At 60.7% G+C, this 22,235-nt stretch carries 17 protein-coding genes; 8 read left to right on the top strand and 9 right to left on the bottom strand.

Annotated features, from left to right (window positions below; translation table 11 throughout):
• Positions 1 to 155: 155 nt before the first annotated feature.
• Positions 156 to 845 carry a DNA repair protein RecO gene (gene recO, locus AB4N84_RS16850; RefSeq protein WP_460042311.1) on the top strand — a complete coding sequence of 230 codons (690 nt, stop codon included), beginning with the start codon at positions 156 to 158 and terminating at the stop codon, positions 843 to 845.
• A gap of 45 nt (positions 846 to 890) precedes the next feature.
• Positions 891 to 1,637 carry a pyridoxine 5'-phosphate synthase gene (gene pdxJ / locus AB4N84_RS16855; protein WP_074755721.1) on the top strand — a complete coding sequence of 249 codons (747 nt, stop codon included), beginning with the start codon at positions 891 to 893 and terminating at the stop codon, positions 1,635 to 1,637.
• A gap of 301 nt (positions 1,638 to 1,938) precedes the next feature.
• Here the strand turns inward: pdxJ and cmoB are convergent, their stop codons facing one another.
• The 4 genes from cmoB to lon all read right to left on the bottom strand — a co-directional run bounded on the left by cmoB (position 1,939) and on the right by lon (position 6,685).
• Complete coding sequence (cmoB, locus tag AB4N84_RS16860; RefSeq protein ID WP_460042313.1) at positions 1,939 to 2,898, bottom strand: tRNA 5-methoxyuridine(34)/uridine 5-oxyacetic acid(34) synthase CmoB; 960 nt, start codon at positions 2,896 to 2,898, stop codon at positions 1,939 to 1,941.
• Entirely contained in the window at positions 2,895 to 3,638 is a 744-nt protein-coding gene (gene cmoA / locus AB4N84_RS16865) for a carboxy-S-adenosyl-L-methionine synthase CmoA (RefSeq protein WP_074755725.1), read from the bottom strand. Before cmoA ends, cmoB begins: the two co-directional genes overlap by 4 nt.
• Positions 3,639 to 3,729: 91 nt before the next feature.
• Complete coding sequence (locus AB4N84_RS16870) at positions 3,730 to 4,122, bottom strand: protease inhibitor I42 family protein (RefSeq protein WP_460042315.1); 393 nt, start codon at positions 4,120 to 4,122, stop codon at positions 3,730 to 3,732.
• Between the two features lie 235 nt (positions 4,123 to 4,357).
• Entirely contained in the window at positions 4,358 to 6,685 is a 2,328-nt protein-coding gene (lon, locus tag AB4N84_RS16875; protein ID WP_460047043.1) for an endopeptidase La, read from the bottom strand.
• 357 nt (positions 6,686 to 7,042) lie between these two features.
• Here lon and AB4N84_RS16880 point away from each other — a divergent pair, with 357 nt between their 5' ends.
• The 4 genes from AB4N84_RS16880 to AB4N84_RS16895 all read left to right on the top strand — a co-directional run bounded on the left by AB4N84_RS16880 (position 7,043) and on the right by AB4N84_RS16895 (position 11,400).
• Positions 7,043 to 7,714 (top strand): methylamine utilization protein, encoded by a 672-nt coding sequence (locus tag AB4N84_RS16880; protein ID WP_460042316.1) that lies wholly within the window; start codon positions 7,043 to 7,045, stop codon positions 7,712 to 7,714.
• Positions 7,711 to 10,065: a bifunctional diguanylate cyclase/phosphodiesterase gene (locus tag AB4N84_RS16885; protein ID WP_460042318.1), complete on the top strand. Its 2,355-nt coding sequence runs from the start codon at positions 7,711 to 7,713 to the stop codon at positions 10,063 to 10,065. Before AB4N84_RS16880 ends, AB4N84_RS16885 begins: the two co-directional genes overlap by 4 nt.
• Before the next feature lie 61 nt (positions 10,066 to 10,126).
• Positions 10,127 to 10,969 (top strand): DUF3034 family protein, encoded by an 843-nt coding sequence (locus tag AB4N84_RS16890; RefSeq protein WP_460047044.1) that lies wholly within the window; start codon positions 10,127 to 10,129, stop codon positions 10,967 to 10,969.
• Complete coding sequence (locus AB4N84_RS16895) at positions 10,969 to 11,400, top strand: group I truncated hemoglobin (protein WP_460042320.1); 432 nt, start codon at positions 10,969 to 10,971, stop codon at positions 11,398 to 11,400. The genes AB4N84_RS16890 and AB4N84_RS16895 overlap by 1 nt, the downstream gene beginning before the upstream one ends.
• Before the next feature lie 661 nt (positions 11,401 to 12,061).
• Here AB4N84_RS16895 and AB4N84_RS16900 read toward each other — a convergent pair.
• Both AB4N84_RS16900 and AB4N84_RS16905 read right to left on the bottom strand, forming a co-directional pair.
• The gene (locus AB4N84_RS16900; RefSeq protein WP_074755739.1) at positions 12,062 to 14,482 is read right to left on the bottom strand and encodes a glucose/quinate/shikimate family membrane-bound PQQ-dependent dehydrogenase; all 2,421 of its coding nucleotides are present in this window, start codon (positions 14,480 to 14,482) and stop codon (positions 12,062 to 12,064) included.
• 128 nt (positions 14,483 to 14,610) lie between these two features.
• Positions 14,611 to 15,978: a carbohydrate porin gene (locus AB4N84_RS16905; RefSeq protein ID WP_460042322.1), complete on the bottom strand. Its 1,368-nt coding sequence runs from the start codon at positions 15,976 to 15,978 to the stop codon at positions 14,611 to 14,613.
• 597 nt (positions 15,979 to 16,575) lie between these two features.
• Here AB4N84_RS16905 and AB4N84_RS16910 point away from each other — a divergent pair.
• Positions 16,576 to 16,803: a VF530 family protein gene (locus AB4N84_RS16910; RefSeq protein ID WP_460042323.1), complete on the top strand. Its 228-nt coding sequence runs from the start codon at positions 16,576 to 16,578 to the stop codon at positions 16,801 to 16,803.
• A 37-nt stretch (positions 16,804 to 16,840) separates the two neighbouring features.
• Positions 16,841 to 17,506, top strand: a complete 666-nt coding sequence (locus AB4N84_RS16915; RefSeq protein WP_460042324.1) for a Pr6Pr family membrane protein — start codon at positions 16,841 to 16,843, stop codon at positions 17,504 to 17,506.
• Between the two features lie 44 nt (positions 17,507 to 17,550).
• On the opposite strand, the gene AB4N84_RS16920 is transcribed toward AB4N84_RS16915, so the two are convergent.
• The 3 genes from AB4N84_RS16920 to AB4N84_RS16930 all read right to left on the bottom strand — a co-directional run bounded on the left by AB4N84_RS16920 (position 17,551) and on the right by AB4N84_RS16930 (position 22,187).
• The gene (locus AB4N84_RS16920; protein WP_460042325.1) at positions 17,551 to 18,321 is read right to left on the bottom strand and encodes a siderophore-interacting protein; all 771 of its coding nucleotides are present in this window, start codon (positions 18,319 to 18,321) and stop codon (positions 17,551 to 17,553) included.
• Positions 18,318 to 18,911: a PadR family transcriptional regulator gene (locus AB4N84_RS16925; protein ID WP_460042327.1), complete on the bottom strand. Its 594-nt coding sequence runs from the start codon at positions 18,909 to 18,911 to the stop codon at positions 18,318 to 18,320. The genes AB4N84_RS16920 and AB4N84_RS16925 overlap by 4 nt, the downstream gene beginning before the upstream one ends.
• Positions 18,912 to 19,064: 153 nt before the next feature.
• Positions 19,065 to 22,187, bottom strand: coding sequence for a transglycosylase domain-containing protein (locus tag AB4N84_RS16930; RefSeq protein WP_460042328.1), 3,123 nt, complete (start codon positions 22,185 to 22,187; stop codon positions 19,065 to 19,067).
• Positions 22,188 to 22,235: the final 48 nt, after the last annotated feature.

The following is a 22,235-nucleotide window of genomic DNA, read 5'->3' on the forward strand; positions in this document are numbered from 1 at the left end:
GGCTGTAGACCGATTCACTGTGGGAGCGAGCGTGCTCGCGAATGAGATGTAGCATTCAGCATTGATGTTGACTGATACACCGCTTTCGCGAGCACGCTCGCTCCCACAGTGGTTTTAGATTGCCTGTCAGACCGCGTTCTTTCATTGAGATAGCAATGTCGCAAACCCCTCCCGCCAGCCAACTCGCCTATGTGTTGCACAGTCGGCCCTATCGCGAGAACAGCGCGTTGGTTGATTTCCTCACCCCTCAGGGCCGGCTGCGTGCCGTGCTGCGCAGTGCGCGGGGCAAGGCCGGGTCGCTGGCGCGGCCGTTCGTGCCGCTGGATGTGGAATTTCGGGGGCGGGGAGAGCTGAAAAACGTCGGGCGCATGGAAGGCTCAGGCATTGCCGCCTGGCTGGAAGGCGAGGCGTTGTTCAGCGGCCTGTACCTCAACGAATTGTTGATTCGCCTGCTGCCGGCCGAAGATCCTCATCCGGGCGTGTTCGATCACTATGCGGCCACGCTGGTGGCGCTGGCCGAAGGACGCGCGCTGGAGCCGTTGTTGCGTTCGTTCGAGTGGCGTCTGCTGGACGACCTGGGTTACGGTTTTGCCCTGGATGCGGACATCAATGGCGATCCGTTGGCCAGCGATGGGATGTATCGCCTGCTGGTGGACGCCGGGCTTGAGCGGGTGTATCTGTTTCAGCCCGGATTGTTTCAGGGTGTCGAGTTGCTGGCGATGTCCGAAGCGGACTGGAGTGCGCCGGGCGCACTGTCTGCGGCCAAGCGTCTGATGCGTCAGGCGTTGGCGGTGCACCTGGGCGGTCGCCCTCTGGTGAGCCGTGAATTGTTTCGTAAGCCCTAGTCAGGCCGTCGTGTGCCTGACCGATCAAGTTTTCAGGAGAACACAGTGACCCACAGCACCCGCATTCTGCTCGGCGTGAACATCGACCACGTGGCGACGCTGCGCCAAGCCCGTGGCACCCGTTACCCCGACCCGGTGAAGGCTGCGCTTGACGCCGAAGAGGCGGGCGCCGATGGCATCACCGTGCACCTGCGCGAAGATCGCCGCCACATTCAGGAGCGCGATGTGCTGCTGCTCAAGGATGTCCTGCAGACGCGTATGAACTTCGAGATGGGCGTGACCGAAGAGATGATGGCGTTTGCCGAGCGTATCCGTCCGGCGCATATCTGCCTGGTTCCGGAAACCCGGCAGGAACTGACCACTGAGGGCGGCCTTGATGTCGCGGGTCAGGAAGCGCGTATCAAGGCCGCAGTAGAACGCCTGTCTGCGATGGGCAGCGAGGTTTCGTTGTTCATCGACGCGGACGAGCGTCAGATCGAGGCCTCGGCGCGCGTTGGAGCGCCAGCCATTGAATTGCACACCGGCCGTTACGCCGATGCCGAAACACCGACCGCAGTCGCCGAAGAACTGAAGCGAGTGGCCGACGGTGTGGCGTTCGGTCTGGCGCAGGGCTTGATCGTCAATGCAGGCCACGGTCTGCATTACCACAACGTCGAGGCTGTAGCTGCGATCAAGGGCATTAACGAGCTGAACATCGGCCACGCGCTCGTGGCCCACGCGTTGTTCGTGGGCTTCAAATCAGCGGTGTCGGAGATGAAGGCGCTGATTCTGGCGGCAGCTGCGAAGGCCTGATAACAGCACTCGCGAAGGTCAGCTATCTAAATACTGGCTGACGCACCGCGATACCTTGTAGGAGCGCGCTTGCCCGCGATGGCGGTGTGTCAGGAAAATTTTCATCCACTGACAGAATGCATTCGCGGGCAAGCGCGCTCCTACGGTTGATCTGTGTGTAGCGAGTAAAGTGATCCTTCCCACGCTCCGCGTTGGAATGCAGCTTAGGACGCATTGCGTCCCCGGCGTGACGCGGAGCGTCCATCGAGGCATCCCACGCGGAGCGCGGGGACGATCATGTGTAAGCCGCGGGAGCAAGGATTTAAGCCTTACGCCCTACAATCACCGCACGCCGTGGCGCAGGCAGGCCTTCCACCGTCTTGCTGTGGTCATTCGGATCGAGGAAGTCGCTCAGCGACTGGTAACGCATCCACTCGGTGCCCCGCTGTTCCTCAACGGTCGTGGTGCTCACGTCCACGCAGCGCACATCCACGAAACCGGCACGGCGCAGCCACAGTTCCAGTGCAGGCACAGACGGCAGGAACCACACGTTGCGCATCTGCGAATAGCGGTCTTCGGGCACCAGCACTTGATGCACATCGCCGTCGACCACCATGGTTTCCAGGACCAGTTCGCCGCCTTTGACCAGGCAATCTTTCAGCGCCAGCAAGTGATCGATGGGTGATTTGCGGTGGTACAGCACGCCCATGGAAAAGACGGTGTCAAACCCTTCCAGCCGCGCGGGCAAGTCTTCCAGCGTGAAGGGCAGATGCCACGCCGGCAGATCCGGCAAGTAGCGTTGCATGGCCTGGAACTGGCAGAAGAACAACCAGTTCGGGTCGACGCCGATCACGCTGTCAGCGCCGGCGCCGAGCATGCGCCATTGGTAATAGCCGTTGCCGCAACCCACATCCAGAATGCGTTTGCCGACCAGGTCCAGGTGCGGTGAAACCCGCGTCCATTTCCAGTCCGACCGCCATTCGGTGTCGACGTGCACGCCAAACACATCGAACGGCCCTTTGCGCCAAGGCGACAGTCCCATCAGCGCGGCACGGGTTTGTTCGCGGGTGGCATCGTCGCAGTCGGCATCGAGGATGAAATCATCCTTGAGTTCGACGCGGGTTGGCAGCAACGCTGGCAGCGCATTCAATGCACCTTGCCAACGCTCCAGGTCACCGTGACCTTTTTCCATCTTCGCGTCGAGTTGCGCCTGCAGGCCTTGGGCCCAGGCATACAGCGGTGTGCCCGCCAGACGGCGGACCAGTGGGGCTAAATCAATCATGGCAGGGCAATCAGAGAGGCGAAATTAAGGCACTGGAACCACGGCACGACTTTGGAAAAGCCCGCCGAGAGCAGGCGTTCGCGGTGCTGTTCAAGGCTGTCGGGTTTCATCACGTTTTCGATGGCACTGCGTTTCTGGGCGATTTCCAGTTCGCTGTAGCCATTGGCGCGTTTGAAGGCGACGTGCAGGTCGGTGAGCAGGGCGTGCTCCTCGGTGTCGTCGAAACGCAGTTTCTCGGACAGGATCAACGCGCCGCCCGGCAACAGAGAGTGGCGAATACGCCCGAGCAATGCCAGGCGCTGATCGGGTGCAATGAATTGCAGCGTGAAGTTCAGTGCGACGACCGAGGCGGGCTGGAATTCGAGGGCGAGAATGTCGCCTTCGATGACGTCTACCGGCAGTAATTCCTGGAACATCGAGTCCTGCGCGTTCAGGTACTCGCGGCAGCGCTCGACCATCGCGGCCGAGTTGTCGATGGCGATCACCCGACAATCTTCAGTGCGCACATGGCGACGCAAGGCTTGGGTCACCGCGCCCAGGGAACTGCCAAGGTCGTAGAGCACACTATGGGGCTGTGCGAACTGCGCCGCGAGCACGCCGAGGTTTTCGACAATGGTCGGATAACCCGGCACCGAGCGCTTGATCATGTCCGGGAACACACGCACCACGTCCTCGTTAAAGGCGAAGTCAGGCACTTGGGCCAGCGGCTGGGCGAAAATGCGGTCGGGTTCTTGGCTCACGGCGGTTCCGGGGGATGAGGCGAAAAGTGCGGCATTTTAGCCAATTGTGGCGTCAGGCCGAAACCTCATCTCATCGTTCGGGCGATTGGCCTCAATTCACTGTGATCGCACAGTCAAACGTGCGCTCTGGGCGGACTTCCGGCGCCCACGGCTGTTGATAGACCATCATCAGATGACCCGAGCCGGCGTTGGCGGCCTTGTAGCGCCAGACCGACTGGCCTTCGGTGCCGACCATGCCCACGTCTTCCGGGGTGTTGAACACTTCCGGGCCCATGGCATTGAGGATCGACGGCGCGGGGTTCTGCATCAACCAGCGGTGCCCGGTGGTGGGGTTGCTGGGGAGCATCAGCATCAGGGTCTGGCCGGTCTTAAGGGTGATCGGACAGTCTTTCTGATCGTCGAGGGACACGATCTGTTTCGGTTGGTGGGCGCAGGCGGCCAACAGGGCAAGGCTCAGCGGAACGAGCAGGCGGGCAGGGGTCATGGAGGCTCCGGTCGTGGGCAACGTGAGGGGAGCATAACCGAAGAGGGGGGAGTGAAGCCTAGTGGGTGTGACTCAAGCATCGGCTTTTGATTCTGGCCGCAGCCCGTAGGAGCCGGCTTGCTGGCGAATGCAAAGCGTCAATTCATATAGATGGAACTGACACATCGCGTTCGCCAGCAAGCCGGCTCCTACAGGTATTGCGCGCAGTCTGAGAAAGCCTGTTGGCTTTGTATGTTTAGAACAAAATCTTCGCCACGTCCGAGAAGCGTTTGGCAAAGTGCACGGTGATGCCTTCTTTCAGGTAGTCCGGCAGTTCGTCGAAGTTGCCACGGTTCGGTTCCGGCAGGATCAGTTCGAAAATCTTCTGCCGACGCGCCGCAATGACCTTCTCACGCACGCCACCAATGGGCAGCACGTGACCGGTGAGCGTCAGCTCGCCGGTCATCGCCACGCCTTTCTTCGGCGCCTGATTGCGCGCCAGAGAGAGCAGGGCGCTGGCCATGGTCACGCCTGCGCTCGGACCGTCCTTCGGTGTAGCGCCTTCCGGCACGTGCAGGTGCACGAACGCTTCGTCGAAGAAACCCTTGTCGCCGCCAAACTTCGCCAGATTGGAGCTGACGTAGCTGTACGCAATTTCCGCGGACTCCTTCATCACATCGCCCAGTTGCCCCGTGAGTTTGAAGCCACGGTTATGGGTGTGAATGCGCGTCGCTTCGATCGGCAGTGTCGCGCCGCCCATGCTGGTCCAGGCAAGCCCTGTGATCACGCCCGTTCCCGACAGCACTTGTTCGTTGCGGAACACCGGATGGCCCAGCGAGCTTTCCAGATCTTTGGGCCCCAGTTTGATGACGGCTTTCGGGTCGTCGATCAGCTTCATGACCGCTTTGCGCACCAGTTTGCCCAGCTGCTTCTCCAGTTGACGCACCCCGGCTTCGCGGGCGTAGCCGTCGATCAAGGCTTTGAGCGCACTGTCGTTGATGCTCAGGCTGCCCTTCGAGACGCCGGCTTTTTCCAGCAGTTTCGGCCACAAGTGGCGTTTGGCAATGGCGACTTTTTCTTCGGTGATGTAACCCGACAGACGAATCACTTCCATCCGGTCCAGCAGCGGGCCGGGGATGGAGTCGAGGGTGTTGGCGGTGCACACGAACAGGACTTTCGACAGGTCCATCCGCAGGTCCAGGTAGTGGTCGAGAAATTCGACGTTCTGCTCTGGATCGAGGGTTTCCAGCAGCGCCGAGGCCGGGTCGCCCTGGTAGCTCTGGCCCATCTTGTCGATTTCGTCGAGCATGATGACCGGGTTCATGACCTCGACGTCTTTCAACGCCTGCACCAGTTTGCCCGGCTGTGCGCCGATGTAGGTTCGACGATGGCCCTTGATCTCAGCCTCGTCACGCATGCCGCCGACGCTGAAACGGTAGAACGGCCGGCCCAGGGATTCAGCAATGGATTTGCCGACGCTGGTCTTGCCCACACCCGGCGGACCCACCAGCAGTACGATCGAACCACTGATTTCGCCCTTGTAGGCACCGACCGCAAGGAACTCGAGGATGCGGTCCTTGATGTCGTCGAGGCCCGCGTGGTGTTTATCGAGCACCTTGCGCGCGTGCTTGAGGTCGAGCTTGTCTTCGCCGTAAATGCCCCACGGCACCGAGGTCGCCCAATCCAGGTAGTTGCGGGTCACTGCGTATTCCGGCGAGCCGGTTTCGAGGATCGACAGCTTGTTCATTTCCTCGTCGAGGCGCTTTTGCACCTGCGCGGGCAGGACTTTGCCTTCCAGGCGCTGCTCGAACTGTTCGATGTCGGCGCTGCGATCGTCTTTGGTCAGCCCCAGCTCTTGCTGAATGACCTTGAGTTGTTCCTTGAGGAAGAACTCGCGCTGATGTTCGCCGATCTTGCGGTTAACCTCCGCAGAAATTTCTTTCTGCAGGCGCGCAACTTCGACTTCTTTGCGCAGCATCGGCAGGACTTTCTCCATGCGCTTGAGCACGGGCACGCAATCGAGCACTTCCTGCAGCTCAACGCCTGTGGCGGAGGTCAGGGCGGCGGCGAAGTCGGTGAGAGGCGATGGATCGTTGGGGCTGAAGCGGTTGAGGTAGTTCTTCAGCTCTTCGCTGTACAGCGGGTTGAGCGGCAGCAGTTCCTTGATCGCGTTGATCAGGGCCATGCCGTACGCCTTGACCTCATCGGTCGGCTCGTTCGGCTGGTGCGGGTATTCGACTTCCACCAGGAACGGCGGGCGATGGTGTTTGAGCCAGGTCTTGATGCGCACACGGCTCAGGCCTTGGGCGACGAATTGCAGCTTGCCGTTTTCGCGACTGGCGTGATGCACCTTCACCAGCGTGCCGTACTCGGGGAGCGCCTTGGTGTCGAAATGGCGCGGGTCGTCGGGCGGCGTGTCCATGAAGAACAGCGCCAGGGAGTGGTGATCGGATTTACTCACCAGCTCCAGTGTTTCGGCCCAGGGCTCTTCGTTGACGATGACCGGCAGGACTTGTGCCGGGAAGAAAGGGCGGTTGTGGATCGGAATGATGTAGACCTGATCTGGCAGGTTCTGGCCGGGCAGGGCGAGGCTTTTCGGTCCGAACCGATCACTTCGTGTTCGTGATCGTCGTCGTGGTGCGGATGGGAGGAGTCTGATTGCTGGTCGCTCATGGGGCACCTGCATAAATGGAGATGAGGCTTAGATGGGGCAGTCGCCCTCAGGTTTCAATAGCCGCGGTCGATAGCTTTGAATATGGACGTCGATTAAAAAAATGATTGTGACTTTGTGCCTTTCATCGGCGATAAATATTTGATGGCTTTGTGCCTTCTTTTAATGCGTGATCTTCCGCCAAGGGGCGGTTAATCTCGTCAGGACACCGCAATAAATTGCCAGGGCCGGCGCTGTGTTTTCCCGACCATGCCGTTCTGGACCCTCTGTATGACCCACGTTGTCTCTTCATTACTGTTAGCCGCCTGCGTTTTGTTCAGCGCCGTTGCCAGCGCCGCGACGCTGACCGCCGAGTTTTTCGACGCGAACGGCAAGCCGCTGACCGACGCCGTGCTGACGCTTCAGGGGCCAACCGGCAAACCGGATCTGGCGCCCAAGGCGGATATGGATCAGCGCGATCAGCGCTTCGCTCCGCATGTGCTTGCCGTGCGGACCGGCACACAGATCAAGTTCCCGAACAGCGACGACATTCGCCATCAGGTCTACTCCTTTTCTCCGGCCAAGCGCTTCGAATTGCGTCTGTATGGCGGCACGCCGTCGGATCCTGTGCTGTTCGACAAGCCCGGCGTGGTGGTGTTGGGCTGCAATATTCACGACTGGATGCTGGGCTATGTCTATGTGACCGACGATCCCTGGTTTGGCGTGAGCAACGACAAAGGCACGCTGACCTTAGACCAAATGCCGGCAGGTCACTATGTGGCGACGTTGTGGCATCCACAGGCGCCTGATCTGCAGCCTGTGCCAGGAGGGGAAATCGACATTCCGGCCGCGGGCCTGCACCAGCGCTTTAGCGTTGCCGTGCAACCCAAGGGTGACGACATGCCTGCAGCGCCGCCGTCCAGTGCGTTTGGCGATGCCTTTCATAAAGCTGCCCATGAATGAAACTACGAATTAGTTTTCAGGCACGCATTGCCGGCGTGTTGATCCTGCTGATGTTGATCGTGGTCGGTGCGGTGTTCGTGGCTGTCAGGGCCGCGACGCAGGATGCGGTGCGCAAACAGGCCCAGGCTCAACTGGAAGTCGGTACTCGCGTTTTCGAAGGACTGCTCGAAATGCGCGGCAAGCGGCTGCGCGATGCGGTGCAACTGCTCTCGACCGATTTTGGTTTTCGCGATGCGGTGGCGTCGGCGGACTCGGCGACCATCCGTTCGGTGCTGCTCAACCATGGCGCGCGCATCAGTGCCAATGACATGTTTTTGCTTGGCATGGACGGCAAAGTGCTCTCGAGCACGGTCGACCAGATTCCTGAAGGCTCGCCGTTTCCCTACACCCAGGCACTGCGTGACCTGAAGGCCCACAATCAGTCGATGCTGATCGTGCCGTTGCAGGGCAAACCGCACTTGCTGGTCGAGAGTACGGTGCTGGCGCCGTTGCCGATTGCGCGGGTGGTCATGGGTTTCAGCATGGACGACGACCTGGCGCAGGAGCTGCGTTCGCTCAGCGGCTTGCAGGTTTCGTTTCTGTCGGTGGTGCATCAGTTGCCGGGGCAGATCATCAGTACCCAACCGCAGCCTTTGTACGAGAGTTTGCGCGGGGTGATGCTGAGCCCGGCCAACGATCAGATGCAGATGACCGAACACGGCGATCAGAGCTTTCTGAGCAAACGTCTGAGCCTGGGGAGCACCGGCGATGGCGCGGGCGATCAGGTCGTGGCGTTGCTCCAGAGTCCTCTCGATCAAGCGATGCAGGCCTTCGCGCCGCTGGATGAAAAACTGTTCTGGATCACGCTGGCAGCCTTGGCGGGCTCGTTGATCGGCACGTTGTTGCTGGCACGCAGTGTCTCGCTGCCAGTGCGCGCGCTGGCGATGGCCGCCGAGCGTATCGGCGAAGGTGATTATGGTACGCCGGTAAAGCTTGAGCGCAGCGATGAGCTGGGGTTGTTGGCAGGCGCGATCAATTCGATGCAGAGCGGGATTGCCGAGCGCGAGCAGCAACTGGCGCACAACGCGCTGCACGATGGCCTCACAGGGCTGCCCAACCGCGCGTTGGTGATGGAGCGTCTGGGCAGTGCGGTCTCGGCACAACGCCCCGTGGCGCTGCTGTACCTGGGGATCGATAACTTTCGCGCCATCAACGACAGCATCGGCCCTGAAGGCGTCGAGCAGTTGTTGCAGGTTATCGGTGAGCAACTGCAGCTGCCCATGCGGCCCGGCGATACCGTGGCGCGTTTGTCAGGTAACGAATTCCTGTTGCTGATCCACAACGCCGAGACCGATAGCGCAGTCGCCGTGGCTGACCGTTTGCAACGCTTGCTGCTCAAACCTCAGCGCATTGGCGATCACGATCTGGCGCTGGATGCCAGCATCGGCATCGCGGTGTACCCGGCCAGCGGTGATTCGCCTTCGGAACTGCTCAAGCGCGCCGGCATCGCTCGTCAAGACGCGGCACAGTTGCCGGGGCGTCTGCAGGTCTATGAAGACGGTCGTGACCTGGCGCATCAGCGTCAGATCAGCCTGATTCGCGACCTTCGCCATGCCGCGCGCAATGGCGAGTTGACGCTGCAGTACCAACCCAAACTCGACATTCGCAACGGCCGGGTGCGCCAGGCAGAAGCCCTGTTGCGCTGGCAGCATCCACAGTTCGGGAGCGTCTCGCCCGCAGAATTCATCGTGCTCGCCGAGCGCACCGGCAGCATCCAGATTCTTACCCGTTGGGTCATCGAGGAGGCGATGCGCCAGGTGGCCGAATGGGCGCGTCGTGGCCTGCATGTTCAGGTGTCGGTGAACATCTCCGCAGACGACCTGCTCAGTGAAGACCTCGCTGAGCGCGTGTCGAATCTGCTCAAGTTGTATCGCGTTCCGGCCGAGCAACTGGTATTCGAGATCACTGAAAGCGCTGTGATGCGCGAGCCCGAGCACGCGCTGAAGGTGTTGAACCGGCTGCGAGAGTGTGGCATCAGCCTGTCGGTCGACGACTTCGGTACGGGGTATTCCTCTCTGGCGCATTTGAAGCGGTTGCCGGTGCAGGAGTTGAAGATCGATCAGTCGTTCGTGCGTAATCTGGATGAAACCAGTGAAGACGCGGTGATCGTTCGCTCCACGATCGAAATGAGCCACAACCTGGGCCTCAAGGTCGTGGCAGAAGGCGTCGAATACGCCCACAGCTTGCGTTTACTGGAGCGTTGGCACTGCGATACCGCGCAGGGCTATCTGATCAGCCGACCGCTGACCGCGGTGGCGTTCGAGGCATGGATCGCCAAGTCTCATACCTCAAACAGCATGCTGGTTCACTGATTGGTTCACGTTTATGGCACGTAGTCTCTCAGCTGTTTTCAGCCCTGTGGTGTTGGCAAGTATGGTGGGCAGTTGCGTGAGCGCGACGGCGCCTTTTGTTGAAGCCGATCAGGGACGTCTGATCGCGACCGGTGGCGCCAGCAGCATTGAAGGCGGCGCCGGGGGCGGGATCATTCCGTGGGCGGTGCTGGCCGGTTATGGCGAGCAAGGCGAGTGGGGCGCGAACGTGTTTGCGACCCACATCAATCTGCCGGACTACACGCTGGATGTGGCAGGGATGGCGGCTTCTTACGGCAATCGCGTGGAAGTCTCCTACGCGCATCAGCGCTTTGATCTGGGCTCGCTGGTCCACACGCTGAGCCTGCCTGAGGACAACCTCACGCAGGATATTTTTGGGGTCAAGGTCCGCCTGTTTGGCGACCTGATCTACGACCGGCTGCCGCAAGTCTCCGTGGGGCTGGAATACAAACATCAGAACGATTTCCTGATCCCGAGCCTAGTGGGTGCTCGGCGCGACTCGGACGTGGAGGGTTACCTCACCGCCAGCCGTTTGTTCATGGGTGCCGCATTTGGCTACAACGTGGTGGTCAACGGCGGGGTGCGTTACAGCCGGGCCAACGAGACGGGGCTGTTGGGTTTTGGCGGCGATCGCCGTGACACCCGCAGCGTCTTGAAGGAAGGGTCGGTGGCGCTGTTGTTCAACCCGCGTTGGGCGGTCGGCGTCGAGTATCGGGAGAAGCCGGATAACTTGTCATTTGCTGGCGAAAGCGATTGGGCTGACATGTTTGTCGGCTGGTTCCCCAATAAGCATGTTTCGGTTGTATTGGCCTACGCACGCCTCGGCGAAATCGCGACGCTGGATAACCAGAACGGCACGTATCTGTCGGTTCAGGGGAGCTTCTGATGAAGCGAGCGTTGCAGTGGATGGGCATTTTGAGCCTTGCGTTGCTGGTGGGCTGTGCGCAGCAACCGCCGAAGGATGACAGCCTGTATCACGCCTTGGGCGAGCGTCCGGGAATTCAGAAAATTGTCGAGGGCATGTTGTTGCACATCGCCAAGGATGACCGCATCTACAAGTACTTCGCCAAGGTCGACATCGTCAGAGTGCGCGACAAGTTGGTGGACAAATTCTGCGTCGAAGCAGGCGGTCCTTGCACGTACACAGGCGACACGCTGGAGGAGGCACACAAGGGCATGAACCTGAGTCGTAGCGACTTCAACGCGCTGGTGGAAAACCTCATCGACTCCATGGACGACCAGCATATTCCGGTGCCGACCCAGAACCGGTTTATCGCAAGATTGGCGCCCCAGCGTGGGGAAGTGATCGAGAAGTAACCCGTTGTCCTTGGATTCCGTTGCTGTCAGGCGACACGGTTTTACTGACGCACCGCATGCACCGGTCTTACTGCCGGTTCCCGGCAGATCGCGGGCAAGCGCGCTCCTACGCCCTACGGGCAGAGGCTGATCGTAGAAGGATCACGGCTTTTGATTCTGGCCGGAGGCCGTAGGAGCGTGGCTTGTCCCGCGATCTAGCGCGCAGCGGTAGCAAAATCAGGCGACTCGGTTGTACTGACACACCGCATGCACCGGTCTTGCTGCCGGTTCCCGGCAGATCGCGGGACAAGCCACGCTCCTACGCCCTGCGGGCAGAGGCTGATCGTAGAAGGATCACGGCTTTTGATTCTGGCCGGAGGCCGTAGGAGCGTGGCTTGTCCCGCGATCTAGCGCGCAGCGGTAGCAAAAACAGGCGACTCGGTTGTCCTGACACGCCGAATGCACAGGTTTTACTGCCGGTTCCCGGCAGATCGCGGGACAAGCCACGCTCCTACGCGCCGAGGGCAGAGGCGATGCGGTGTTTGGCGTCATGTGCACGTCCTACGGGCAGAAGCGCGTCGAGGTGAGGGCAGGCGGTGAGGATCGGGACACAAAAAAGGCGGTCATCCCGGGATGACCGCCTTTCTTTTTACTGCATCACTTCATGCCTTGCCGGGCGGAATCACTCCGGCAGTTTGTAGGCAATGATGTAGTCGCCCATCCGGGTGCCCAGCGAGCCGTGGCCGCCGGCGACGATCAGCACGTATTGCTTGCCGTCCTTGCCGGTGTAGGTCATCGGGGTCGCCTGACCGCCTGCTGGCAGACGTCCGGCGAACAGCTCTTTACCGGTTTTCACGTCATAGGCACGCAGGTACTGGTCCAGGGTGCCGGCCAGGAAGCCAACGCCACCCGCCGTTACCATCGAACCGCCCATGCTCGGTACGCCGACCGGCAGGCCGATTGGCACTGGCGTGTTGTCGCGGGTGGTGCCGTTCTTGTGTTTCCAGATCACCTGATTGGTGGTCAGGTCGACAGCCGCCACGTTACCCCACGATGGGGCTTGGCACGGGATGCCGATCTGCGACATCAATGGGTGCATGATCACCGCATACGGCGCGCCGGTGTTCGGCTGTACGCCGCTGGTTTCGCTTTCACGCTTGCTGCCGGCTTCCACTTTGGCGCGTGGCACCAGCTTGGAAACGAAGGCCATGTAGTTCGGGCTGGTGAACATCAATTGACGAACCGGATCGACCGACACGGCGCCCCAGTTGAACACACCGACGTTGCCCGGGTAGATTATGCTGCCCTGTTCCGACGGCGGCGTGTACTGACCTTCGTAACGCAGTTCCTTGAACTGGATGCGGCACAGCATCTGGTCGAACGCGGTGGCGCCCCACATGGACTTTTCGGTCAGCTCAGGTGGCAGCATGTTCAGCTGCGAGCGGGCCTGAGTCGGCGACGTGTGGTCGCCTTGCGCAGCACCGGTCGGCGCCGGGACTTCGTCGATCGGTACGATCGGCGTGCCGTCGCGACGGTCCAGCACGTACAGGCTGCCTTGCTTGGTCGGTTGAATCACGGCCGGCTTCACGCCGTCCTTGGTTTTCAGGTTGATCAGCGTTGGCTGGCTCGGTACGTCCATGTCCCACAGGTCATGGTGAGTGAACTGGTAATTCCAGCGCACCTTGCCGGTGTTGACGTCCAGTGCGACTAGGCCGGCACTGAATTTCTCGGCGCCAGGGGTACGGTCGCCGCCGTACTGGTCAGGCATCTGGTTGCCCAGAGGCAGGAACACCAGGCCCAGTTTTTCGTCGACACTGGCCAGCGACCACATGTTCGGCGCGTTGCGCGAGTAGAACTGGTCGGCAGCGATGGGCGCGGTGGCGTCCGGGTTGTTCGGGTCCCAGTTCCAGACCAGCTTGCCGTCGTGCACGTCGTAGGCACGGATCACGCCCGATGGCTCGTTGGTCGACTCGTTGTCGGTCACGTGGCCGCCGATGATGATCAGGTTACGCGTGATCGCGGCAGGGGAGGTGGAGTAGTAACCACCGGCCGTGAAGGGACCGATGTTGGCGCGCAGATCGATCGCACCTTTATTGGCGAAGTCTTCGCAGACTTTACCGGTGTCGGCGTTCAGCGCGATCAGGCGCGCATCGGCGGTCGGCAGGTACAGACGACGTGGGCACGAAGCAGCGATGGCAGTACCCGCTGGCGACAGTGCGGCAGCCGGTGCGCCAACGTCTGATTTCGCGTAGGCGTTTTCGTCGTAGTACGAGACGCCACGGCAGGTCATGTGCGCCCAACCGGTGAAGTTCTTCGCACCTTCCTTGGAGATCTGCGGGTCGTACGACCAGATCGTCTTGCCGGTGTCAGGGTCCAGCGCCAGCACCTTGCTGTGAGGTGTGCAGGCGTAAACCATGCCGTTCACCTTGAGCGGGGTGTTTTCGTTGGTCAGCTCGACCGGGTCTTCCGCCGTTGGCAGGTCGCCGGTGCGGACGCGCCAGGCTTCCTGTAGCTTGCCGACGTTTTCCGGGGTGATCTGCTTCAGCGGCGAGTAACGGTTGCCGTGCTCGGAACGGCCGTACGCCTGCCAGTCGCCATCGGGCATGGGCTGCGGATCGTAGGCCACGCCTGCGTCGTCACGGTCCAGCGTGCCTTTGATTTCACCCGGGCTGGTGAACTGGCTGGCCAGTGCAGTCAGACCGGCCAGCACCACGGCGATGCTCAGTGCAACGGTCGGCATGCCGCCTGGCTGGCCACGCAGCAGAGGGCGACGGAACCATGGCAGCAGCATGACAATGCCGAGTACGAACCACAGCGACAGACGTGGCACCAACTGCCACCAGTCAAGGCCGACTTCCCAGAGCGCCCAGACCGTGCTCGCGAACAGCACCAGCGCAAACAGACCCAAGGCCGAACGACGGCCCATGATCAGCAACACGCCGGTGATGACGAAACCGATACCGGTCAGCAGGTAGTACAGCGACCCGCCCAGCGTCAGCAGTTTGATACCCCCGGCCAACAAGGCCAGGCCCATCACAAGAATCACCAGCCCGAGCAAGCTCGGCAGCAGGCGACCCTTACTGAAAGCACCGTCAGTGCTCATAGTGTCGTACTCCGTAACGATTAAGTGGTTGACGCTTTGTTCTTTTCGTCTGATCGACTCGAACCGTTTGAATCCGCTTCATTCACGCTAGTTCCTGAAACGGGATTCAGAAAGTTTAAATAAGCCGATCAGAACGAAGATTGAATCTTCAGTCCGGCCACCAAGGCGTCATCGACCTGGTTCACGCCGCCCGGATGACGGATGAATTGCAGGTTGGGACGCACGGTCAGCCAGTTGGTCAGGTGAACGCCGTAGTACAGCTCGGCGTTGTATTCGGTGTCCTGCACAGGCAGAAATGCCGGATCGTTGTAGTCCGACACGCCGTTGGCCTGATTGCGCAGATTGATGTTCTTGCGATACGCGGGGTTGACGTGAATGCGGCTCACGGCCAGGCCGAGATCATCTTGCGGGCGCGCGTCGAACGGACCTTTGTAGGTCGCGCCCAAGGCCACGAAGTTGTCGATCATGTTGGTCTTCTTGTCGTGCAGCGTGCCGTTGGCGAACAGGCTCAGCCCACGGCTGTTGTCACTGGCCAGGCTCGTGACCTGCTGGCGCAGGGTCAGCCACATGCCGTGTTTGCTGGACGAAGAGGCGTAGTCTTCGCCGCTCAGCGCGGCATAACGACCGTTGCTGTCCTTGTAGACGTCGCTGCTGTCGGCGGTGCTGTAGTAGTAGCCGAGACGGTATTCGCCCGGCAGGTCGTTGACTTTCGGGGACCAGACCAGCTCCACCGGCAACACCGCACCTTGGGTGCCACTGCCGCTGAGCTTGAAGTTGTTGTCGTTTTCCAGGTTCGACGGGTTCTGCTCGAAGGCGCCGATCTGTACGAACAGCTCAGGGTTGAGCTGGTATTTGACCCGCATCGCCCACTGGCTGATCGGCCAGTTGTACCAGATGCCGCCGCCCCAGTTGCCGACCTGCGAGCCGCAGAACGCCAGGTTCTGGAAGTCGCACGGGAAGGTGTTGAAGTCTTCGCCTTCGTTGAAGCGACCGACCTTGATGCTCAGCTTCTGATCGAGAAATTTCTGCTGGTACCACAGGTCAGTCAGGCGCGTGACGTTGCCACGGCCCCAGACTTCCTGGGACGAGGAGATGGTGCCGACGCGGGGATCGGAAACGCGGTCGTTGCTGATGTTATCGCCGTTGCGGTTGGTCAGCGTCAGCTGAAATTCGGCGTCATGCCAGCCGAGGATCTTCTGCAGGTCCATGTGCGCGCCGAGGGCGAACTGGTCACTGTAGCGAGTGGCTTTATCGTGGTTGTAGCCGCCGTGCAGGTTGGAACCCACTTCCACGACGCTGTCGAGTTTGAAGTCATAGCCCTGTTGCGACAGCTCGGTGCGCTTGCCACCCCAATCCCCCAGCATCCACGGCGATTCACTGTCCAAAGCAGGTGCTGCATTGGCGCACGTCGCCAAGCCAAGGGTGATCAGCGTGGCACCGTGTACGGTCAACAGCCTGGCGGTCGTGAGAGCGGGACGTTTCGGATGAGTAGGCATGGGCGTTGAGTTCTTCTTTGAGGGGTCTGAAAGCCAAAGGAAACGCTGCTCGCAGCGCGTGGAAGTCGCGCCAGGCAAGGGTCTGAAGAGTAGACGGATTAATCGGTTCAGCGTTCAAGGCGGCGATGATAGGGCCCTAACGAATTTTTAAAAAGTCGAATTTGCGACATGATTAGTTGCCACTTTGGTAACAGTCCGGCAAATACGAGGTAGCGCTATCCCTTAGCGTTTATAAGGGATGGGCGATTGGCGCGGCTTGGCGGGATGTCGGTCACCGTTGCAACGGCTGTAGAGATGGATGCCCAAAGCACTGAAGCAGATAGAGGCCACTTAGTGGGCGGCGCTAGAAATCCTGTGGGAGCGAGCTTGCTCGCGAAGGCATAAGTGCAGTCGACACATCACCGTCGGATGCTCTGGCTTCGTCGTGCGAATGCGGCCCAGACCCAGCTCGCTCCTACAGGATTTCGGTATCAGTCACGGTTACCACCGGCGTCTAATGGATAACCCGTTCTACAATCTCTTCACACTCATCCATTGCTCCGTTAAGGTGCGCACCTCGCGACAACGTGTCCCTTCATCGAGTGCAAAAGGCCTGGCATGACCACACCCAACAACAACCCGCTGCATGGCGTGACGCTGGAGCAGATCCTCAACGCGCTGGTCGAGCACTACGAGTGGTCGGGCCTGGCAGAGCGCATCGATATTCGCTGCTTCAAGAGCGACCCGAGCATCAAGTCGAGCCTGACGTTTCTGCGCAAGACACCTTGGGCGCGCGAGAAGGTCGAAGCCCTGTACGTGAAACTGGCGCGCACCAAACGCGCGTGATCGCGCCCCGTTCGAACGCCTTCCAGGACTGAATCAGATGCACAGCCAAACGCTGCCCCTGGCGCCGGGACAACGCCGCTTCGCCACCGCCAGCGCAGTGCTCGGCTGGTTCGCGTTGGCGGTTCAGTTGTATTTGATCCTGTGGGGCCGCTGGACCGATCAGGCCAGTCTGGTGGGCGGGCTGGTGCGCTTTTTCAGTTTCTTCACTGTGCTGACCAATACGCTGGTCGCCGTGGCGCTGACCTGTGCCATCACCGACCGGTATGGCGCGGCGCATCGGTTCTTCCGATCCCCGATCGTGTGTGCGGGCATCACCACCAGCATTCTCCTGGTGAGCATCGCGTACAACCTGCTGCTGCGCCATTTGTGGACGCCGGAAGGCTGGCAGTGGGTCGCCGACGAGCTGCTGCACGACGTCATGCCGCTGCTGTTTGTCGGTTATTGGTGGTTTTACGTCACGAAAGGTTTGCTGGGACTGAAGCATCTGCTGGCGTGGATCGCGTATCCCGCGGTGTACTTTGCCTGGCTGCTGTTTCGGGGAAACGCCTTCGGCGATTACCTGTACCCGTTTCTGGACATCGGCACGCTCGGCCTTGGCAGAGTGCTGATCAATGCGTTCGGGGTGTTGGCGGGGTTTGTGGGGATCGGGTTGATCATCGTGCTGATCGACAGGCTCAAGGCGCGTCGCGTTCAGAATCGGTAGGCCTCCACCGCTCGTGGCTGCGAAGGCCTACAGGCAGCGTCTCGTTATTCTTCGTCGGTGTCGGCCAGACGCCAGTAACCTGCCGCCTTCACCGCTGCCTCATCAAGTTTGAATTCGTCGAGCAGCACCCGACGCACCTTGCGTGACAACGCAGATTCCGTCGCCACCCATGCATACAGACTCCCTTCCGGTAGCGTCAACTGACGCGTCACGTCCAGCAGACTTTGCTCACCGCGCAACACCCAGATCACTTCAACCTGCGCTTGGCTTGTCAGCGGCTGGCGTTCAGCGGCGTCTTCGATCTCAACCACCACCTGTGCACGGCGATTGGCTGGCAGTTCTTCCAGGCGACGGGCGATGGCGGGCAGGGCCGTCTCATCGCCGATCAGCAGGTAACTGTCGAACATGTCCGGCACGATCATCGAGCCACGAGGACCGGCGATGTACAGGTGTTGTCCGACAGCCGCCTGCGCCGCCCATGTCGCGGCAGGGCCATCGCCATGCAGCACGAAGTCGATGTCCAGTTCTCCCGACGCTGCGTCGTAGCGGCGGGGCGTGTAGTCGCGCATGGCCGGCTTTGGGCCGTCTGCATTCGCGCCGGGCATGAAGTTGTCCAATGCCGCCTGTTCTTCTGGCGTGGTAGCAAACAGCAGTTTGACGTGATCGTCGGTGCCCAGGCTGATGAAGCCGGTCAGCTCAGGCCCGTGCAGGGTCACACGGCGCATCCGTGGCGTAAGGTCAGTGATGCGCAGCACCTCGAGTTTGCGACGCTTGATTTCGTGACTGACGCGGTGAATCGATTGCTGTGAATTCATACGGACTTCTCCGACCGATTGTGGGGGCCATCGGCGACGGCTTTGGCGGTTTCGTTCAACAGGTCGCGAACGCGGATGATTTCTTCCGGGCTCCAGCGGCCATGGTGCATGTGCAGGGCGTGCCTGAGGTTGTGCACAGCCTCGTGAATTTCCGGTGGCCGATCGTGGCCGCGCAGCGATCGCTTGCTGACCTCAATGCGCATCTTCACGCCATCCAGCGCGACGGCCTGCTCGATCAGGTGTTGCTGACCGGCCGGGGTGATCTGGTAACGCTTTTTGCCACCTTCCGCATCGCCAGCGATCAGCTCGCTTTCTTCCAGAAACGTCAGGGTGGGGTAAATCACACCGGGGCTCGGGCTATAGGCCCCGTCGAACAAGCCTTCGATCTGGCGGATCAGGTCGTAGCCATGGCAGGGCTGATCGGCAATCAGTGCCAGCAGCAGCAGTTTCAGGTCGCCGGGAGCAAACACCCGAGGTCCGCGTCCACCGCGTTCCCGACCTGTGCGTTTTTCAAAACCATCGCGGCCGTCGCCGTGGTCACCGAAGTGAGGGCGGTGGTGATGGGGGTGATCGTGTGAGTGGTCTCTCATCTTTTTTCATCTCTCGTTACAGTTAGATATACCTTAAGATATATCTTAAAGTGTCTGCAAGAGGATTAAAGACGAACGGTTCTCGTTTGTGCGGTCGCCTGGATCGCTCCTGGCCGGCATGAGTGAGGTTTTCGTGGCTGGAAGAAAGCAGGATCAGCGAAGGCTCGCCACGTGCGTGGCCGCTGGCGTCTTACACTGGGTGTAAGTCCCGGGCTCCAGATAGCGATTGAGGATCGGCGCCATGCCTTTGAGGACCTGAACCGGCAATGCCGAGGTGAACTTGAAGCTTTCGGCCGCGCGTCCCGGCACGTACGCCGTCAACGTGCCGTAGTGGTTGTCGCCGATGTAGAACACGAACGTCGCGGTGCGGTTGATCGCCTTGGACGCGAGAATCCGCCCGCCGGAACCGAAGCTTTCGATGCGGTTGTCACCTGTACCGGTCTTGCCGCCCATCGCCAGTGTGGTGCCGTCCTGCAATTTGAAGCTGCCCGACACGCGCCTTGCGGTGCCGGCGTCCACCACCTGCGACAGCGCCTCGCGCATCGCGGTCGCGACGGCCGAAGGCAGCACGCGTTTGCCCAGCTCGGGGTTGTTGGTCAGCAGCGTTTCGTAGGGTGTGTCGGCCGCAAAGTGCAGGCTGTCGATGCGCAGGACCGGTAACCGGATCCCGTCGTTCTGAATGATCCCGATCAGCTCGGCCAACGCGGCCGGACGGTCGCCCGAGCTGCCGATGGCGGTCGCCAGCGAAGGGACCAGATGGTCGAAAGGATACCCCAGGCGTTGCCAGCGTTGATGAATGTCGAGGAAGGCCTCGATCTCCAGCATCGTGCGGATGCGACTGTCTCGCGCGCTCTTGTGCCGACTCTTGAATAACCAGCTGTATACCTCCTGGCGTTCAAAGCGGCTGGCAGCGACAGCCTCCTTGAATTTTGCATCGGGGTTCTGCAGCAGATAGCCCACCAGCCACAGGTCCAGCGGATGAACCCGGGCGACAAAGCCCTGATCGGGCAGGTCGAATTTACCCGGACCGTACGCGTAATACAGCTCGTCGAGTCGTTTTTCACTGAGCGGTGGCTGGCGTTTGTCCGCCACGACATGGGCGCGGACAAAAGCGTTGAACGCGCTTTGAGTTGCGTCGGGCAACAGGTAACGGTGTACGGCCGCCAGGCGGCTGGCAGACGGATGGACCCCATCGAGGAAGGTGTCCAGGCGGTCCTGTGTGGTCTTGTTCTTATAGCGTTTCCAGAACCTGAGCAGGAACGAAGTGCCCTCGCGATCGGCGAAATCGGCCAGGTATTCCTGACGCCGCGGGTCGCTGTCGTCCTTGAGCAGCACGGCGCTGTTGTTCGGCCCCTGGTAGGTCGTGTAGCGCACCACATCACGCATCAACCGAATGAACGGCAGGTTGATCGATTCCCGCAGTGCATCGCGCAGGGTCGGGATGCGCTCATTGTCTTCGCGACGAAAGTTATTGAAGTGGTGCATGCCGCCACCGGTGAAAAAGTACTCGCCGGGGCTGGCGGAGTATTTGCGGTCCAGCGCTGCCGTGAGCATTTTCGACAGGTCGCGGTCATTGTTTTGCATCAGGTAATCCAGCGCCCAGCGACTCAGCCGGTCAGGGTCTTCGACCGGAACCTTCTTGAGCTCCGCGTTGCTCATCCCGGCGTATTTGTCGTGAATTTCCGAGATGATTTGCAGATACGTCGTCAACACCCGCATTTTCGCGGTCGAGCCCAGCTCCAGCTTGCTGCCTTCGTTGATGTCGAACGGCTGATCCGTGCTGTCGGTCTGCACGCGGACCCGTGAGCCATCGGCGTCGCGTTCGAAGAGCGTGAAGCTGTAGCGCACCGCTTGGGTGCTGGTCGGTGTCAACAGATGCTCGCCGAGCAGACCTAGCTGCGCGGCGTATTCAGGGTTTGCCAGGTCACGCAGGTACTGGCCGACGCTCAATTGCAGATCGCTTTGCAGCGTGCTGGTGGCCGACAGGTCGAGGCGGTCAAGATCGTAAAGCGTCCTGTCGAGCATGTTCGACAGACGCGTGCGGGCGACCGTGATGCCTTTGTTGGTCTCGATGGGTTGCACGGTCGGCTGCTGCACCCAGTCACGGTAGGTCACGGTGGCGCCCATCGCGGCGTCTGCCAGTGCTTGGTCGATCACCCTGTTCTGCGCCAGCAAACGGATATGGCTGTCAGTCAGGTCGGCCAGCTCTTTGCGGCCCTTCGCCAGATAGTGCGAAGGCCGGCGCTGGGCGATGACCAGCGACAGGACTTCACGCAGCGCCAGACCCTTGGCCGCCATGGTTTTCGGGTCTGTGGCGGGCGATGCCAGCAACTGGTTGGTCCGGTCAAAATCGGCGCCGTACCAGACGCGCAGACCTTCAGCCATGCCGTGCACTTCGCCATGCCCAGGCACCGCCGACAACGGCACGCTGTTGAGGTAGTCGCGCACCACCCGTTGCCGTGCCTCCAGCGTTTGCGGGCCGGGTTGATAGGCGCGCACGCTGGCGGAAATCATCTGACGTATTTTCTCGCCACCCGACTGCGTCAGGCCATCGGGCGAGTGACGGTATTTCTCCAGTTGCGTGGCCAGCGTGCTCCCGCCCGCCGACTGGCCCGGCAGGCCAACCAGCTTCGCCACCTGTGACACGGCGGCCTTGAGAAAGCGCGGCCAGTCCACCGCAGGGTTGGCCATTGGCTGCTTGTTGTCGAGCAAGTCACGGTTTTCGATGAACAACAGGCTGTTGACCACCACAGGCGGGATCGACACGAAGGTTGGGTATAACTGCTGCGGGTACGTGAACTGATACAGCGAATCGCCCCTGCAATCGAAAATGGTCAGGCCTGACTGACTCTTTTCCTGGTACGGCACGAAGAACCCGCGCTTGGCGTAGGAAACAAGCTCGGGAGAGAACCGGGCTTGCTCGGTGATCCGGTAATCACGTTTGAGCAAGCGGGGCAGGAATTCGCCCAGCGATGAGTAGCCCAGGCGTTTGTCGAAAGGCCCGTCCCCCGGATACAGAATCGCGTCGCTGGGACCGGGCTCCACGGTGTAATTCAGTTCATGGGCGAACTGGCTGAACTCGCGCGCCTGAAGCCTCGAACTGCGGGTTTCCGTCGACACGGCAAATCCCAGGATCACCAACGCCAACAACACCAACCCCACCAGCAAGCGCCACAGATACCACTTGCGCCGTGGGCGTGCCGGCATCGGTACATCCCCCTGACTGTCAGCCTTGACCGCAGCCTTCTTCTCGTCTGAATGCCACAAAGCGCCCATATCGTTGGCCCGGTTAAACCTGTTAATCGCACCTGACTACAAGCTTAG

The organism is Pseudomonas sp. S2_H01 (assembly GCF_054668305.1).

Bases quoted from the DNA above. Each gene is read 5' to 3' on its own strand.
- AB4N84_RS16925 (WP_460042327.1), bottom strand. From the start codon at position 18,911: ATGAGAGACCACTCACACGATCACCCCCATCACCACCGCCCTCACTTC.
- AB4N84_RS16910 (WP_460042323.1), top strand. From the start codon at position 16,576: ATGACCACACCCAACAACAACCCGCTGCATGGCGTGACGCTGGAGCAG.
- AB4N84_RS16930 (WP_460042328.1), bottom strand. From the start codon at position 22,187: ATGGGCGCTTTGTGGCATTCAGACGAGAAGAAGGCTGCGGTCAAGGCT.
- AB4N84_RS16915 (WP_460042324.1), top strand. From the start codon at position 16,841: ATGCACAGCCAAACGCTGCCCCTGGCGCCGGGACAACGCCGCTTCGCC.
- cmoB (WP_460042313.1), bottom strand. From the start codon at position 2,898: ATGATTGATTTAGCCCCACTGGTCCGCCGTCTGGCGGGCACACCGCTG.
- AB4N84_RS16885 (WP_460042318.1), top strand. From the start codon at position 7,711: ATGAAACTACGAATTAGTTTTCAGGCACGCATTGCCGGCGTGTTGATC.
- AB4N84_RS16870 (WP_460042315.1), bottom strand. From the start codon at position 4,122: ATGACCCCTGCCCGCCTGCTCGTTCCGCTGAGCCTTGCCCTGTTGGCC.
- AB4N84_RS16905 (WP_460042322.1), bottom strand. From the start codon at position 15,978: ATGCCTACTCATCCGAAACGTCCCGCTCTCACGACCGCCAGGCTGTTG.
- AB4N84_RS16900 (WP_074755739.1), bottom strand. From the start codon at position 14,482: ATGAGCACTGACGGTGCTTTCAGTAAGGGTCGCCTGCTGCCGAGCTTG.
- AB4N84_RS16895 (WP_460042320.1), top strand. From the start codon at position 10,969: ATGAAGCGAGCGTTGCAGTGGATGGGCATTTTGAGCCTTGCGTTGCTG.
- AB4N84_RS16880 (WP_460042316.1), top strand. From the start codon at position 7,043: ATGACCCACGTTGTCTCTTCATTACTGTTAGCCGCCTGCGTTTTGTTC.
- AB4N84_RS16890 (WP_460047044.1), top strand. From the start codon at position 10,127: ATGGTGGGCAGTTGCGTGAGCGCGACGGCGCCTTTTGTTGAAGCCGAT.
- AB4N84_RS16920 (WP_460042325.1), bottom strand. From the start codon at position 18,321: ATGAATTCACAGCAATCGATTCACCGCGTCAGTCACGAAATCAAGCGT.
- recO (WP_460042311.1), top strand. From the start codon at position 156: ATGTCGCAAACCCCTCCCGCCAGCCAACTCGCCTATGTGTTGCACAGT.